General features: G+C 54.1%; 18 protein-coding genes. All 18 read left to right on the top strand.

Annotated elements, in window-relative coordinates:
* The first annotated feature begins 140 nt into the window (after positions 1–140).
* Positions 141–1,013 carry a signal recognition particle-docking protein FtsY gene (gene ftsY / locus ACTNC3_RS01460; protein ID WP_410043571.1) on the top strand — a complete coding sequence of 291 codons (873 nt, stop codon included), beginning with the start codon at positions 141–143 and terminating at the stop codon, positions 1,011–1,013.
* A gap of 98 nt (positions 1,014–1,111) precedes the next feature.
* Positions 1,112–1,426, top strand: a complete 315-nt coding sequence (locus tag ACTNC3_RS01455; RefSeq protein ID WP_441226224.1) for a sigma factor-like helix-turn-helix DNA-binding protein — start codon at positions 1,112–1,114, stop codon at positions 1,424–1,426.
* An 81-nt stretch (positions 1,427–1,507) separates the two neighbouring features.
* Positions 1,508–2,893, top strand: coding sequence for a signal recognition particle protein (ffh, locus tag ACTNC3_RS01450; RefSeq protein ID WP_410043573.1), 1,386 nt, complete (start codon positions 1,508–1,510; stop codon positions 2,891–2,893).
* A gap of 223 nt (positions 2,894–3,116) precedes the next feature.
* The gene (gene rpsP / locus ACTNC3_RS01445; RefSeq protein WP_410043574.1) at positions 3,117–3,356 is read left to right on the top strand and encodes a 30S ribosomal protein S16; all 240 of its coding nucleotides are present in this window, start codon (positions 3,117–3,119) and stop codon (positions 3,354–3,356) included.
* A gap of 23 nt (positions 3,357–3,379) precedes the next feature.
* Positions 3,380–3,607, top strand: a complete 228-nt coding sequence (locus ACTNC3_RS01440; RefSeq protein WP_410043575.1) for a KH domain-containing protein — start codon at positions 3,380–3,382, stop codon at positions 3,605–3,607.
* 32 nt (positions 3,608–3,639) lie between these two features.
* Positions 3,640–4,164: a ribosome maturation factor RimM gene (gene rimM / locus ACTNC3_RS01435; protein ID WP_441226223.1), complete on the top strand. Its 525-nt coding sequence runs from the start codon at positions 3,640–3,642 to the stop codon at positions 4,162–4,164.
* A 146-nt stretch (positions 4,165–4,310) separates the two neighbouring features.
* Positions 4,311–5,063: a tRNA (guanosine(37)-N1)-methyltransferase TrmD gene (trmD, locus tag ACTNC3_RS01430; RefSeq protein WP_441226222.1), complete on the top strand. Its 753-nt coding sequence runs from the start codon at positions 4,311–4,313 to the stop codon at positions 5,061–5,063.
* A gap of 99 nt (positions 5,064–5,162) precedes the next feature.
* On the top strand, positions 5,163–5,531 hold the full coding sequence (locus ACTNC3_RS01425) for a CAP domain-containing protein (protein WP_410043578.1): 369 nt from the start codon (positions 5,163–5,165) through the stop codon (positions 5,529–5,531).
* Between the two features lie 271 nt (positions 5,532–5,802).
* A complete protein-coding gene (gene rplS / locus ACTNC3_RS01420) occupies positions 5,803–6,150 on the top strand; it encodes a 50S ribosomal protein L19 (protein ID WP_410043579.1) in 348 nt (115 codons plus the stop codon).
* 274 nt (positions 6,151–6,424) lie between these two features.
* The gene (gene lepB / locus ACTNC3_RS01415; RefSeq protein ID WP_410043580.1) at positions 6,425–6,952 is read left to right on the top strand and encodes a signal peptidase I; all 528 of its coding nucleotides are present in this window, start codon (positions 6,425–6,427) and stop codon (positions 6,950–6,952) included.
* A gap of 123 nt (positions 6,953–7,075) precedes the next feature.
* A complete protein-coding gene (gene ylqF / locus ACTNC3_RS01410) occupies positions 7,076–7,978 on the top strand; it encodes a ribosome biogenesis GTPase YlqF (protein ID WP_441226221.1) in 903 nt (300 codons plus the stop codon).
* 107 nt (positions 7,979–8,085) lie between these two features.
* Positions 8,086–8,754 (top strand): ribonuclease HII, encoded by a 669-nt coding sequence (locus ACTNC3_RS01405; RefSeq protein WP_441226220.1) that lies wholly within the window; start codon positions 8,086–8,088, stop codon positions 8,752–8,754.
* Between the two features lie 113 nt (positions 8,755–8,867).
* Positions 8,868–9,293, top strand: coding sequence for a YraN family protein (locus ACTNC3_RS01400; RefSeq protein WP_410043582.1), 426 nt, complete (start codon positions 8,868–8,870; stop codon positions 9,291–9,293).
* 44 nt (positions 9,294–9,337) lie between these two features.
* Positions 9,338–10,492, top strand: a complete 1,155-nt coding sequence (gene trpS / locus ACTNC3_RS01395; protein ID WP_441226219.1) for a tryptophan--tRNA ligase — start codon at positions 9,338–9,340, stop codon at positions 10,490–10,492.
* Positions 10,492–11,064, top strand: coding sequence for a Holliday junction resolvase RecU (locus ACTNC3_RS01390; protein WP_410043584.1), 573 nt, complete (start codon positions 10,492–10,494; stop codon positions 11,062–11,064). The genes trpS and ACTNC3_RS01390 overlap by 1 nt, the downstream gene beginning before the upstream one ends.
* A 92-nt stretch (positions 11,065–11,156) precedes the next feature.
* Positions 11,157–12,518, top strand: a complete 1,362-nt coding sequence (gene trkA / locus ACTNC3_RS01385; protein WP_441226218.1) for a Trk system potassium transporter TrkA — start codon at positions 11,157–11,159, stop codon at positions 12,516–12,518.
* Positions 12,519–12,531: 13 nt separating this feature from the next.
* Positions 12,532–13,983, top strand: a complete 1,452-nt coding sequence (locus ACTNC3_RS01380) for a TrkH family potassium uptake protein (RefSeq protein ID WP_410043586.1) — start codon at positions 12,532–12,534, stop codon at positions 13,981–13,983.
* Between the two features lie 352 nt (positions 13,984–14,335).
* Positions 14,336–14,809: a DUF6431 domain-containing protein gene (locus tag ACTNC3_RS01375; RefSeq protein WP_441226373.1), complete on the top strand. Its 474-nt coding sequence runs from the start codon at positions 14,336–14,338 to the stop codon at positions 14,807–14,809.
* The last annotated feature ends 234 nt before the right edge of the window (positions 14,810–15,043 follow it).

The raw sequence follows: 15,043 nt of genomic DNA, 5'->3' as shown, positions 1-15,043 counted from the left end.
TTCGCAATCAGCCCCATATAACGGCTCGAATTTTCCTGTTGGTTTATAAAACAGCATTTGTTTTGATTTAAATAAATACAAAAGAGACAGTTACTTTCTGTTGTTTGATAAATATATTACGAAAGACTAAAGGAGCTTCTATGGCAAATTTTTTCTCGAGATTAATTAATAATATATTCCAGTCAAATGAGGTCGCGGATGACGCGTTCTACGAGGATCTGGAAGATGCGATGATCATGTCGGATGTGGGTGTGACGACGACGCTGAAGATCATTGATGCGGTGAAGTCGGAGGCGAAGCGTCAGGGTGTGAATACGACGCGTGAGGTGAAGAAGATTCTGAGGGACTATCTGTATGAGCTGATGCGTGTGGATGAGTCCTACTATGATTTCGAGCGGCAGAAGAGTATCATTTCGGTCATCGGTGTCAATGGCGTGGGCAAGACGACGTCGATCGGTAAGATGGCGTACTTCTTCCAGCGTCAGGGAAAGCGGGTAATCCTGGCGGCGGCGGATACCTTCCGTGCGGGTGCGATCGAGCAGCTGAAGGAGTGGGGTAAGAGGATCGATACGGATGTCATCGCGCAGAAGGAGGGTTCTGATCCGGCGGCGGTGGTGTTTGATGCGCTGCAGTCCTTCAAGTCGAAGAACGCGGATCTGCTGATCATCGATACGGCGGGTCGTCTTCATAATAAGAAGAATCTGATGCAGGAGCTGGGAAAGATCAACCGTATCATCGATAAGGAGTTCGCGGAGGGCTTCCGTGAAACCCTGGTCGTACTGGATGCGACGACGGGGCAGAATGCGATGTCACAGGCGGAGATCTTCAAGGATGCCTGCCAGGTGACCGGTATCATCCTGACGAAGATGGATGGCACCGCGAAGGGCGGCATCGCCCTCGCGGTCCAGTCCGAGCTCGGTATCCCGGTGAAGTACATCGGCACCGGCGAAAAGGCCACCGACCTGCGCCGCTTTGATGCTAAGGAGTACGTCGACTCGATCTTTGCGGATTAACAGCTTTAGAACGGGCCACGGGACATTCATATGCTGTCAACAAAAATAGTTGACAGCATATTTTTATGTGCTATACTAGCAAAGGTTTGAGGGTGATTATGGATGAATTTGTAGTGCGCGGCAACCTTTTCGAGCTGTATGGCGGGTTGCTGAATGAAAATCAGCGGAAGGTATATGAGTACCATGTCATGGACGACATGAGCTTCACCGAGATCGGTGAGGAGCTGGGCGTCACACGGCAGGCAGCGCAGGAGCTGTTCCGTCGCGCGGATAAGAAGCTGCAAAGCACAGAGGAAATCCTCGGACTTCAGCATAAGCTGGTGAGCATTCGTGAGAAGGCGGAGCGGATCTTCGATCTAAGCGGAGATGACGCGATTCGAGCCATCGCGGGTGAGATCATAGATGGCGTCTGAGACTGCGTAAAGGCCAGAAGCATTGGCCGGACGAGGGGCGGACGCAGATGCACAGAGACGTTTGAAAATGCAGGAGAGTATATGGCATTTGAAAATCTGACAGATCGATTAAGTAATGTATTTTCAAATCTCGGTCGGAAGGGAAAGCTTTCCGAGGACGATGTCAATCAGGCGCTCCGCGAGGTGCGTATGGCACTGCTCGAGGCCGATGTCAACTTCAAGCTGGTGAAGGAATTCATCGCGAAGGTGAAGGAAAAGGCCATCGGTGAGGAGGTGCTGAACAGCCTCACACCGGCGCAGACGGTCGTGAAGATCGTCAACGACGAGCTGACCGAGATGATGGGCTCGGAGACCACCGAGATCACACTTCGTCCGGCGAGCGAGATTTCCGTCATTATGATGGTAGGTCTTCAGGGTGCCGGTAAAACCACGACGGCAGCGAAGCTGGCCGGAAAGTTCAAGTCGGCGGGCCGGACGCCTGTCCTCGTCGCCTGCGATATCTACCGTCCGGCGGCGATCGATCAGCTGCGTGTCAATGCTGAGAAGGTGAAGGTTCCGTTCTTCTCCCTGGGCGACAAGATCAGCCCGGTCGAGATCGCGCGGAGAGCCATCGAGGAGGCGAAGGCCCAGCACTACAACGTGGTGATCCTCGATACGGCGGGTCGTCTTCAGATCGACGAGAAGCTCATGGATGAGCTCCAGAACATCAAGAAGGCGGTCGATGTACAGTGGACCGTCCTCACAGTCGACGCGATGACCGGTCAGGAAGCGGTCAATGTTGCCGAGACCTTCACTGAGAAGGTGGGCATCGACGGTGTGATCCTCACGAAGTGTGATGGTGATACCCGTGGTGGTGCGGCGCTTTCCATCAAGGCGATGACCGGGAAGCCGATCCTGTACTTAGGTATGGGCGAGAAGCTCGACGACCTCGAGCAGTTCTATCCGGATCGTATGGCGGGTCGTATCCTCGGCATGGGTGATGTCCTTTCTCTCATCGAGAAGGCACAGAAGAACATCGATGAGGATAAGACGAAGGAGACCATGGGAAAGATCACCCGTGGCAAGTTCGACTACAACGACTTCATGGATCAGATGGAGCAGATGAAGAAGCTCGGCGGCTTCGGCGGTATCATGAAGCTGCTGCCTGGTATGTCGGGGCTCGGTGACATCGATACAGACGATGCTGAGAAGAAGATGAATCAGGTGAAGTCGATCATCCAGTCCATGACACCGAAGGAGAGAGCGAACCCGGATCTCATCAATCCGTCCCGTAAGCGTCGGATCGCGCGCGGTGCGGGTGTCGATATCGCAGAGGTGAACCGCCTTGTAAAGCAGTTCGAGCAGATGCGGAAGATGATGAAGCAGTTCGGCGGTGCGATACGCAGCAAGCATGGCCGCGGCGGTTTCGGAAACCTCGGCGGACTCGGAAATCTCGGCGGCTTGGGCCGTGGCCGGTTTCCGTTCTGATAAAGATTCTTAATAGGAATCGCAGTTTTCGGAATCGGGACGGAATTTCCGTTCGTATAAGCCTTCCGGACAGCGTACGCAGCACGGAAGGCAACCGCACCGTCCCCGGGCGGGTACGTGCACAGAGGCCGATGACATTGGCCTCCCGATAAGTAACAGGATTCAACAGCACTGCTGTTAATCATATATATGTACATTTATTTTTAAAACAGGAGAAAAAGACATGTTAAAGATCAGATTAAGAAGAATGGGACAGATTCACGCACCGTTTTACAGAGTTATCGTAGCAGATTCCAGATCCCCGAGAAACGGCCGTTTCATCGAGGAGATCGGTACCTACAATCCATGCGTAGAGCCGTCTGAGATCAAGATCGACGCTGAGAAGGCGAAGCAGTGGATCGCAAACGGTGCACAGCCGACCGAGTCCGTTGCAAAGCTCCTCAAGAAGGCTGGTATCTGCTGATTATTTAGCCGAGAGGAGACCTCATGAAGGAATTACTCGAAACGATTGCCCGGGCGCTGGTGCAGAATCCGGACGACGTCAAGGTCGTCGAGGAAGATAAGGACGGCGAGATCGTGCTCACCCTCTCTGTAAATGAGCAGGATATGGGAAAGGTCATCGGTCGTTCCGGTCGCATCGCCAAGGCGATTCGCTCAGTGATGTCTGCCGCTGCCAGCAAGGCTGACGTTAAGGTTTCCGTAGACATCCGCTGAGACCATCCGATTACGGATCATAAGGATTTAATATGCAGGAAAAACTGAGAGTTGGTACAGTTGTTACCACCCATGGCCTCAAGGGCGAGGTGAAGGTTTATCCTACGACAGAGGATCCAGACAGATTTTTCGATTTAGATAAAGTCTGGCTGGATCTTTCCGGTTCTATGGAAAACCTGCGCGAGCTCCACGTCGAGCGCGTGCGCTTCTCGAAAAACCTGGCCATCGTAAAATTCGAGGGCATCGACTCGATCGATGATGTCCTCCCGTTCCGCCACGGCGAGCTGTACGTGGATCGCGCCGATGCGATCCCGCTCGAGGAAGGCGAGTATTTTGTCGGCGATCTGATCGGCATCGACGTCCTCGACGATGTGTCCGGCGAGTGCCTCGGCACCGTCAAGGACATCCTCGAAACCGGCGCGAATAATGTGCTGATCGTGAAGAATCAGAAGAAGGACCTCATGATCCCGTATGTACGCGGCCAGTTCATCACGGACGTACAGCCGGAGCAGGGATTTCTGAAAGTGCATCTGATTCCGGGCATCCTCGATCTCTGATACCTGGACCAGGCTATGCCAAGTTTCCGACGGACAGCAGATGGCTGTCCGCTGCAGAACCGGCTTCATCCATCTATGCGGCTGGTTTTCGGCGGACAGAACACTCCTGTCCGTCGATGATTTCTTATCCCCAGAAAGGCGGACGAATGAAAAACTACTATGTGATGACCCTCTTTCCGGAGATGATCGAAAACGTCGTCCGCGAGAGCATCAGCGGTCGTGCTATCAAGGCAGGACTTATGAATGTCGAGGCCTTCAATATCCGCGACTATACGAAGGACGCGCATAACCACGTCGACGACTATCCGTATGGCGGCGGTGCCGGCATGCTCATGCAGGTGCAGCCGATCGTCGACTGCTATCAGCATATCGTCGATCAGATCGGCCATCGCCCGGCCCGCGTGCTCTTCATGTCGCCGCAGGGACGCACCTTCGATCAGAGGATGGCCGAGGAGCTCGCTGCGGAAGAGGATATCCTGTTCCTCTGCGGACACTATGAGGGCATCGACGAACGCGCCCTCGAGATTCTCGACGTCGAGCATGTCTCAATCGGTGATTACATCCTGACCGGCGGTGAGCTGCCGGCGCTCAGCATGATCGATTCTATCTCGCGTCTCGTGCATGGTGTCCTGAATAAGGATGCCTCGCATGAGATCGAAAGCTTCTCCGACGGCCTCCTCGAGTACCCGCAGTACACGCGCCCGGAGGTCTACGAGGACCGCCGCGTTCCAGCGATTCTCCTCTCCGGAGATCATAAGAAGGTCGATGAGTGGCGCCACCAGATGAGCCTTGACCGCACGAAGGAACGCCGCCCGGATCTGTATGAGGCGTATGTCGCCTCGCATGCGAAGGAGTTCGCACCGAAGAAGCCGAAGCGCCGCCGGAAACGTGCTGAATAGTAGCTGACTACTTCCGGAAAAAGAATTGCCATTTGATTGATTAATGGTAAAATTATTTATATAAGTTGATCAAGAGAAACGGACGGAAGGAGTAAGCGTATGGCTACACAGAACATGGGTATGGATATTCTCACGAGGGTAAATGGAATTCGCGCTGCAAACGGATTGAAACCACTTCGGTACGATACGAATCTGGATGCGCCTGCACTCGTAAGAGCGACCGAAGCTTCTACATTTTTTTCTCACACAAGACCAAACGGAACCGAATGGTACACTGTAAATGAGAACCTTATGTATGGTGAGAATCTGGCGGAGGGCTACCACACTGCAGATGAAGTTGTCAATGCATGGATGGCATCTCCTGAGCATAAGGCCAATATCTTAAAGCCGGATTTTACCACGATGGGCATCGGAATCGCAAATAAGAACGGAAAGAACTACTGGGCTCAGATTTTTGGCATGGCCTGAATGCCAGCATGCCTGCGTGGCGAAGAGCACAGCGTATAAAGTACGGAAAATCCCATGATGGAGCCTCTGTCATGGGATTTTAAATGAGTTCAAAAGACTCGTCCGGAAGGTAAAAACCGCTTGCAATTCCTCCGTATCTATGGTAAATTGTCAAGGTTGTGACTAAGAGAGATATTCCGCTGACGGTTCCATCTGCTTGGAATAGGTGATTCGGCTCGGGCCGAACGAGAAACTCCGTGAATGAATGTCGAATAGTACTAGGAGGTACACAATGTCTAATAACGAGATTATCAAGAACATCGAGCAGGGTCAGCTCAAGGCTGAGGTTCCAGCATTCAACACTGGTGACACCGTTCGCGTTTACAACAAGATCAAAGAGGGTAACCGTGAGAGAACTCAGATCTTCGAGGGTACTGTTCTGAAGATCCAGGGTGGTTCCAACAGAACTACTTTCACCGTTCGTAAGTCTTCCAACGGCGTAGGCGTAGAGAAGACCTGGCCGCTTCACAGCCCGATGGTTGAGAAGGTTGAGGTCGTTAGAAAAGGTAAGGTAAGAAGAGCAAAGCTCACATACCTTAGAGAGCGTACTGGTAAGGCTGCCAAGGTTAAGGCACTGTAATCAGAAGCGATGAATCATTGGGGGCGTTCCGTTTTACGGGATGCCCCTTTTCAATGGTTTTATTTACTGGTAAAATCCCAGTTATGAAATGGTTTATGGGAAGGGGTCTGACCCCATACGGGGTCAGACCCCTTGGCCTCCCGGCAGGTTATGGAGGGCGTTTTCCGGCCTTCGGATGAGTTTGCCAGCCAGGCAGAAGATCCGGTCGGTGACTGGATTATCGTTGCGGGAAAGGGGTCACCCCTGGCTTCCCAATATTGTTATGAGGTGAAGAATGCGAGAGAAGAGTCCGATTCAGAAGTTTGTCGGCACGGTTACGAACGTGATCGTCGTGATCGCGCTTGCGTGGTTTCTGGTGCACAGCTTTCTGACGACCGAGGAGATTTCCGGTCACAGCATGGAGCCGGCGATATCCGCGAGCGATCTCGTGCTGGTCGATCGGCTCACGTATAAGTTCATGAAGCCGAAGCGTATGGATGTCGTCATCTTCCAGCGAAGCGACGCGACACGGAACGTGAAGCGCGTCATCGGACTGCCGGGCGAGACTGTCGTGATCCAGAACGGTCGCATCTACATCGACGGTACCCTGCTGGAGAGTGATCAGATCTCCGACATCTCCCTCGGCGGTATCGCGGAGAAGCCGGTCGAACTGATGGAGGACGAGTATTTCCTGATCGGGGACAATGCAGACTCCTCCGAGGACAGCCGCTTCATCAATGTCGGTAATGTCAAACGCTCACAGATCCTCGGACGCATCTGGTTCCGGCTGTTGCCGTTTAAAAAGATCGGTTTCATCCGATGATGCTGCCCACTGCATCCGCAGCTTAAAGTGCATCTGGTTCCGGCTGCTGCCGTTTAAGAAAATCAGTTTCATCCAATGATGCAAGGTAATGTACATATAAGAAGTATAGAAGACAGGTGAATTATGACGATTCAATGGTATCCAGGCCATATGGCCAAAGCAAAACGAAACATCCGTGAGGACCTGAAGCTGGTCGATCTCGTCATCGAGGTCATCGACGCCCGCTGCCCGGAATCCTCCCGTAATCCGGACGTCGACAGCTTCGCGAAGGATAAGGCCCGCATCCTCCTTATCAATAAGGCGGATCTCGCGGATCGTCGTGAGACGAAGCGCTTCGCAGACTACTTCGCCGCCCGCGGCTACTATACACTCGAAATCGATGCGCGAAACAAGGGCAGCCTGAAGAAGCTGAATCCGCTCATCGATGAGGCGACGAAGGCGCTCGTCGAGAAGAACCTGAAGCGCGGCATCAAGACCCCGGTCATCCGTGCGATGGTTCTCGGTGTGCCGAACGTCGGCAAGTCCACCTTCATCAATTCCTATGTCGGAAAGTCCATGGCGAAGACCGGAAACAAGCCGGGCGTCACCCGTGGTAATCAGTGGATCAATGTCAATAAAAAGCTGCAGCTGCTCGACACCCCGGGTATCACCTGGCCGAAGTTTGAGCGCGAGATCGTCGGCCTGAATCTGGCCCTCATCGGCTCCATCAACGACCAGATCCTGAACATTGACGAGCTCGTATTCTACCTCATCAAATACCTCGTGCGCTATTACCCGGAGGCACTGATCGCGCGCTACGGCAGCTCCCTCGAAGGCCTCGAGGAAGCGATTCAGGTCTTCGACGAGATCGGCCGCCGTCGCGGCTGCATCATGAAGGGTGGAAACATCGACTACACGAAAACCGCGAAGATCATCCTCGACGACTTCCGCAGCGGACGCCTCGGCGCCATCACCCTCGAGCACGTTCCGACCACGGCCAGCCAGGAGACGGCAGAAGCAGACGCAGTGGAAAGCCAAGGGGTCTGACCCACGCCTGAATTCTGTGACCTCCTTGCGGCTTTCGGAAGGGGGTCAGACCCCTTTCCCAACACCATTTCACAACGATACCAGTAACAACCAGAAAGAGGAATTTCATGTCGAGAGAACTGAAGGGCGAGCGTCTGGAGAAGGAGCTCGCGCGTTTAGCAGCGATGCACGAATATGAAAACGCACATGCCGATGTCCGCTTCATCGCCGGCATCGACGAAGCCGGCAGAGGTCCGCTGGCGGGCCCAGTCGTGGCCGCCTGCTGCATCCTCCCGAAGGATGCCGTGATCCTCTATCTCAACGATTCGAAGAAGGTGACCGCACTCCGCCGCGAAGCGCTGCTGCCGGTAATCCAAGAAAAAGCCATCGCCTACGGCATCGGCATCGTGGATGAGAAACGGATTGATGAGATCAACATCCTTCAGGCGGATTATGAAGCGATGCGCATCGCAGTTCAGAAGACGAGCGCGATGCTCCAGGCGAAAGGACTCGCCGACGCACCAGGTCTCCTGCTGAACGACGCCGTCACGATCCCAGGCCTCGAGATCCCACAGGAGTCGATCATCAAGGGCGACGCGAAGTCCGTCTCCATCGCCGCCGCCAGCATCCTCGCGAAAGTGACGAGGGATCAGCTCATGGAGGCGTACGACGCGCAGTATCCGGAGTACGGCTTCGCCCGTAATAAAGGCTACGGCACGAAGGAGCACATCGAAGCCCTGAAACGCCTCGGCCCATGCCCGATCCACCGTCGCTCCTTCATCGGCCATTTCGTCTGACCCCTGTTGCTCACCGATTCCCGAGAGGCCAAGGGGTCTGACCCACGCGTGAATTCTGCGACCCCCTTTCGGCTTTCGGAAGGGGGTCTGACCCCTGAAACTAAAGGAACATCATGTACTTCAAAGAACTCCCCAAAATATTCACCGAGAAAATCGAGGATCCGAAACCTAGTCAGAAGCGCTCCGACGCGCGTCGTGGCAACCACGCAGACGGTGTCCGCGGGGAGGACATGGCCGCAGCATACCTCGAGACGGCGGGCTACCGGATCGTCGCACGAAACTGGCGCTTTCACCGGAACGAGATCGACATCATCGCGATGGACGGCGACACGCTCGTCTTCGTCGAGGTGAAGAAACGCCAGGACAGCGCCCACGGCTACGGTTGCGAGGCCGTAGACCATGCGAAACAGCAGCGGATCCGCCGGGTAGCGGAAGCCTATCTCGCCTGCACGAAGCGCTCACAGGCCGACACGAAGTGCCGCTTCGACGTCGTCTCGATCGACGATGACAAGATACTACTGTTTAAAAACGCATTTTAGTATGCTATACTCATAATAAGTTTGTGCATTTTATGGAGGCAGGCATGTTAGCAAAAGATTGTAAGCGTAAAGTTATCCTGACGGGCGATCGTCCGACCGGAAAACTTCATTTAGGACACTTTGTGGGTTCTCTCCAGCGGAGAGTAGAGCTTCAGAACTCTGGTCAGTTCGACGAGATCAACATCCTCGTCGCGGACGATCAGGCCCTGACCGATAACTGGGATAACCCGAAGAAGGTACGTGATAACATCATCGAGGTCACCCTCGATTATCTCTCCGCAGGTATCGACCCGGATAAGTCCTTTATCTGCATTCAGTCCGGCATCCCGGCACTGCACGCACTGACGTTCTACTATATGAACCTCGTAACTACCCAGCGTCTGTCCAGAAACCCGACCGTCAAGTCCGAGATGCTCATGCGTGGCTTTAACGGCAGCGAGTCGGAGGATGACAATGTTGCCGGCCTTCCAGCCGGATTCTTCACCTATCCGGTATCGCAGACCGCCGATATCACAGCGTTCAAGGCGACCACCGTACCAGCCGGTGAGGACCAGATGCCGATGATCGAGCAGGCACGCGAGATCGCACATCGTTTCAACACGATCTACAAGTGCGATGTCCTCGTCGAGCCGGATATCCTGATTCCGGAGAATGCGGCACAGCGTCGTCTCCCGGGTATCGATGGTAAGGCGAAGATGTCGAAGTCGCTCGGCAACGGTATCTTCCTGTCCGATGACGCCGCGACCGTAAAGAAGAAGGTCATGAGCATGTACACGGATCCGACGCATATTAACGTTGCGGATCCTGGTCATGTCGAGGGCAATATGGTCTTCACCTACCTCGACGCCTTCCTGCGTGATGACAGCCAGTTCGCGGACTATCTCCCGGATTATAAGAACCTCGAGGAGATGAAGGAGCACTACCAGCGTGGTGGTCTCGGCGATATGAAGTGCAAGAAGTTCCTTCTCAAGGTCATGGAGGATCTCCTTCAGCCGATTCGTGAGAACCGTGCGAAGTGGGAGACAAACATCAACGACGTCTATGACATCCTGAAGGCCGGTACGGATCATGCGGTGCAGGTAACGAACCAGACCCTCCACGAGTGCCGTGATGCGATGCGCATCAACTACTTCGATGATAAGGACGCGATGGTGAAGAGCTGGGAGTCCTGGCTGAACGAGAGCCATACGAAGAACTGATGGGCACCTGGAAGTCCCGCGGGCTCCGTGGCTCACAGCTGGAGGAGCTCATCAACCGGACGAACGAGGCCTACCTAGAGAAGAAGCTGGCGGTCGTGCAGAAGATTCCGACGCCGATCACACCGATCAACATGAACGAGGACCATACGCAGATCACACTGGCCTACTTCGATCAGAAGTCCACGGTCGACTACATTGGCCTCGTACAGGGCATCCCGGTCTGCTTCGACGCGAAGGAATGCGCCACGAATTTCTGGCCGCTGCAGAATCTGCATCCGCACCAGGTCCGATTCATGCAGGCCTTCGAGGAGCAGGGCGGCATCAGCTTTATCATACTTTCATTTACGACCCGGAAGGAGATGTACTACATTCCCTTCCGGGATATTCAGTATTTCTGGAACCGTATGCAGAACGGCGGTAAGAAATCCTTTAATATTCAGGAGATCGATCTGAACTACCGGATCCGGTCTCACAAAGATATGTTTGTGCATTATCTGGAGCCGCTGCAGCGGGATCTCGACGAGCGGGACCGCGCCGGATCGGCAGAAGAGGATGGTGCAGACATCCCGTGACCCGAACCGCCTGGGTGGATCGTACGGATATCCTCAGGATGGATGCCGGTCGACACGGATCAGTTCGATAGACGATGGAGGAGCGTAGAGCTATGAACATTATTGTGGTTGGCTGTGGTAAGGTGGGATATTCTCTCGCCAGTCAGCTGAACAGGGAGAACCATAACGTAACGATCATCGACAACAACGAGAAGGTTCTTCGACATGCGGTAGATTCACTGGATGTCATGGGTATCAACGGAAACGGCGCGATGCTGGCGATCCAGCAGGAGGCCGGTGTCAAGAATGCAGATGTCCTCATCGCCGCAACCAACTCCGATGAAATCAACATGCTGTGCTGCCTGATCGCAAAGAAGGAAGGTAACTGTAACACCATCGCGCGTATCCGTAACCCGGAGTACAAGGATGAGATCACCTACCTCCGTGATGAGCTGAACCTCGCGATGGTCATCAATCCGGAGATGGCGGCCGCAAAGGAGGTCGAGCGTCTGCTTCGCTTCCCGTCGGTCATGAAGATCGACAGCTTCTCCCGTGGCAAGATCGACCTGATCCGCGTCAAGGTGCCGGAGAACAGCAACATCGTCGGTATCCGCATGTATGACATCCCGCGTATTCTGAAGGTCAACGTCCTGATCTGCTCGATCGAGCGTGGCGACCAGGTCATCATCCCGAGTGGTAACGACGCCATCATGAACGGCGATGTCATCAGCTATATCGCGAGTGCGGATCAGTCCAACGAATTCGTCAAGCAGCTGGGCGTCGATTATAAGCCGATCCGCAGCTGCATGATCGTCGGTGGCGGCAGGGTCACCTACTACATCGCGAAGTACATGCACGACTCCCATATGAAGTGCAAGCTGAAGGTGATCGATCACGATCGTGACCGCTGCGAGTTCCTTGCCGGCGAGTTCCCTGATGCGACCATCATCAACGGTGACGGTACCGACCAGGATCTTCTGATCCGCGAGGGCATCGAGAAGACCGACGCCTTCTGTTCCCTGACCGGCTTCGACGAGGAGAACATCATGCTGTCTCTCTATGCAGGCAAGCTTTCCAACGCGCGTCTCATCACGAAGATCAACCGTATCGCCTTTGAGAACGTCACCTCTGAGATGAACCTCGGCTCTGTCATCTACCCGAAGCAGATCGTCGCGGATCACATCGTACAGTATGTACGTGCGCTGAAGAACTCTGAAGGTTCGAACGTCGAGACCCTGTATAAAATCGCCGATGGAAGAGCAGAGGCCCTCGAGTTCAAGGTGGGCAATGATCCCGCCCTCTGCAATCATACCTTCGCGGATCTGACATTTAAGAAGAACGTTCTGATCGCGGCCATCGTCCGTGAAAACCAGATCATCACGCCGCGCGGCTCCGACTTCATGCTGCCGGGCGACAGCGTCATCGTGATCACCACGAATACCGGTTTCAACGATCTCAAGGATATTCTCGCATAAGGAGCGTTCGGTAATGAACTTTAGTATGATTATTTACGTGCTCGGATGGGTGCTGAAGCTGGAAGTCGTCATCATGATCCTGCCGATCATCTGTGCACTGATCTATCAGGAATTCTGGGCTGTACAGGCCCTGGCGGTTTCCGCCGTGCTAGCGCTCGTCATCGGTACCCTGGCCACCATAAAGGGACCGAAGCGTACCGACTATTATGCGCGTGAGGGCTTCGTCATCTGTGCACTGAGCTGGATCGTAATGTCGCTGATCGGCGCATTGCCGTTTTATCTGACCGGCACGATTCCGTCCTACATCGATGCGGTCTTCGAGATCGTATCCGGCTTTACGACGACCGGTGCCTCGATTCTTGCGGAGGTCGAGCACCTTGGCAAGGGACTGCTTTTCTGGCGTTCCTTCAGCCACTGGGTCGGCGGCATGGGCGTTCTCGTCTTGGTTCTGACGATCCTTCCGCTCGGCGGCGGCTACAATATGATGATCATGAAGGCCGAGTCCCCGGGACCGGATGTCAGCAAGATTGTGCCGCGTGTTGCAGATACCGCGAAGGCACTGTATAAGATTTATGCTGCATTGACCCTCTTCTGGATCATCCTTTTCCTCCTGAGCGGCATGAGCATCTATGACTCGATCTGTATCGCCTTCGGCAGCGCCGGCACGGGTGGATTCGCCGTCCGTAACTCCGGTATGGCCGACTACAGCATGCTGAGCCAGTTCCTGATCGCCGTGTCGATGATCATGTTCGGTGTGAACTTCAATGTCTACTACCTGATGCAGAAGCGGAAGTTTCACGATGCGTTCCAGTGTGAGGAAGCGCGTGTCTACCTCGGCATCGTCGCTTTCAGTACCTTTTTCTTCGCGTTCAACATCGTGAAGATGTACGGCGGTGACTTCCTGTATGCACTGCATCACAGCTTCTTCACAGTCGGCGCGATCATCACGACCACCGGTTACGCGACCCTCGATTTCGCGACCTGGCCGCAGGCGAGCCAGATGCTCCTCCTGTTCCTGATGTTTACCGGTGCCTGCGCAGGCTCCACCGGCGGTGGCTTCAAGATTTCCCGACTCATCATCATGGTGAAGGAGATTGGAAAGGAGCTTCTCGTACTGGTACACCCGGAGGCCGTCAAGCACATCCGCCTCGAGCATAAGAGCCTCGAGCACAGCGTCGTGCGTTCCGTCAACTGTTACCTCATCATGTACGTGGTGATCTACATGGTCTCCGTGTTCCTGATCGCATGGGCAGATGATTTCGACTTCACGACGAATTTCTCCGCCGTAGCTGCGACCTTCAACAACATCGGACCGGGCCTCGCAGCCGTAGGTCCAACCTGTAATTTCAGCGCATATTCCGATTTCAGTAAAATCGTCCTGACCTTCGATATGCTCGCCGGAAGACTGGAGATCCTCCCGATGCTGCTTTTATTCCTGCCGAGAACCTGGCGGAAGTCGAACTGATGCTTCGGCATCCAGCTGGGAAACCCGGTGGAAGGCGAAGCAGATCCGTTGGCATGTACGCCATCGACAACATGCTTCATGATACGTTATATTTTGAAAGAAGGATGCATCGCGCATCCTTCTTTTTTTCGAGATGTTGTTGACTGCCTAGATTGACTTCGGGCTGATCTGCTTGCGTGTCACGAGATTGATCTATATACTGTCATGAGATTAAAAAGAAAGAAGGTCCGGGGTACCCTCTTTGTACGTCGTGTCCCCCGAACCTCTGGTATCAAAACCATGTTCAGTGTATCAAACTTCGAGCTCAGACACAATGAGGTAAACGGTTTTTTATGTTGAGAGCAATGATGCCATCCCTCCGTGCCCGTCCTGTCGTGGCAAGCTGGTCTACCGTGATCGCAAGCGCCGTATCATGAAGGGCGAAGGCGGTACCCGCAAGTGGCTGATGATCCGCCGGTTCCGGTGCAGCAAATGCATGAAGCTTCACAATGAACTGCCTGGTGTGGTGCTGCCGTATAAGCACTACGACAGTGAGGTGATCAGCGGCGTTCTCGAAAAGGTCATCACACCGGATGACCTGGATTCCGAAGACTACCCATGTGGTGAGACTATGCTGCTCTGGCTCCAGTGGCTGCAGAAGAATCTGGAGCGCATCGAGGGATATCTCCGCGCTGTGGCGTATGAGCTGTCCGACTACGACAGCCGCATTCTTCATGTCGGTGCATCATTGCTCGCCTCTCTCCAAAAATCAAACAGACGGTGGCTGGAACAGGTCATCCGGACGATCTACAACAGTGGTGGGTTTCTGGTCCCGTTCCGGCGATGAATCTATGCACCTACTTTTGTTTTCCGGTCACAGATCATGACGGTATAGTGAGCTTCATGAAGGAGGTTTACTACCATGATGACGAAAAACAAAGACTGGCAGGACGAGGTCGCGCTCCAGCGCTACACTATGATTACACCACTCCTTTCGGAGGACCTCGATAATGCAAAGCGCATAGCGATGCGGGAAAAGATCGCACAGGACAACTTAACGACCGCAAGATCGCTCTACCGA

It is taken from the genome of Oribacterium sp. HCP3S3_B9, from assembly GCF_052064255.1.
In the GTDB taxonomy this organism is placed as follows: domain Bacteria; phylum Bacillota; class Clostridia; order Lachnospirales; family Lachnospiraceae; genus Oribacterium.
The sequence above is the reverse complement of the archived record's forward strand: the minus strand, read 5'-3'. Positions and strand labels throughout refer to the sequence as shown.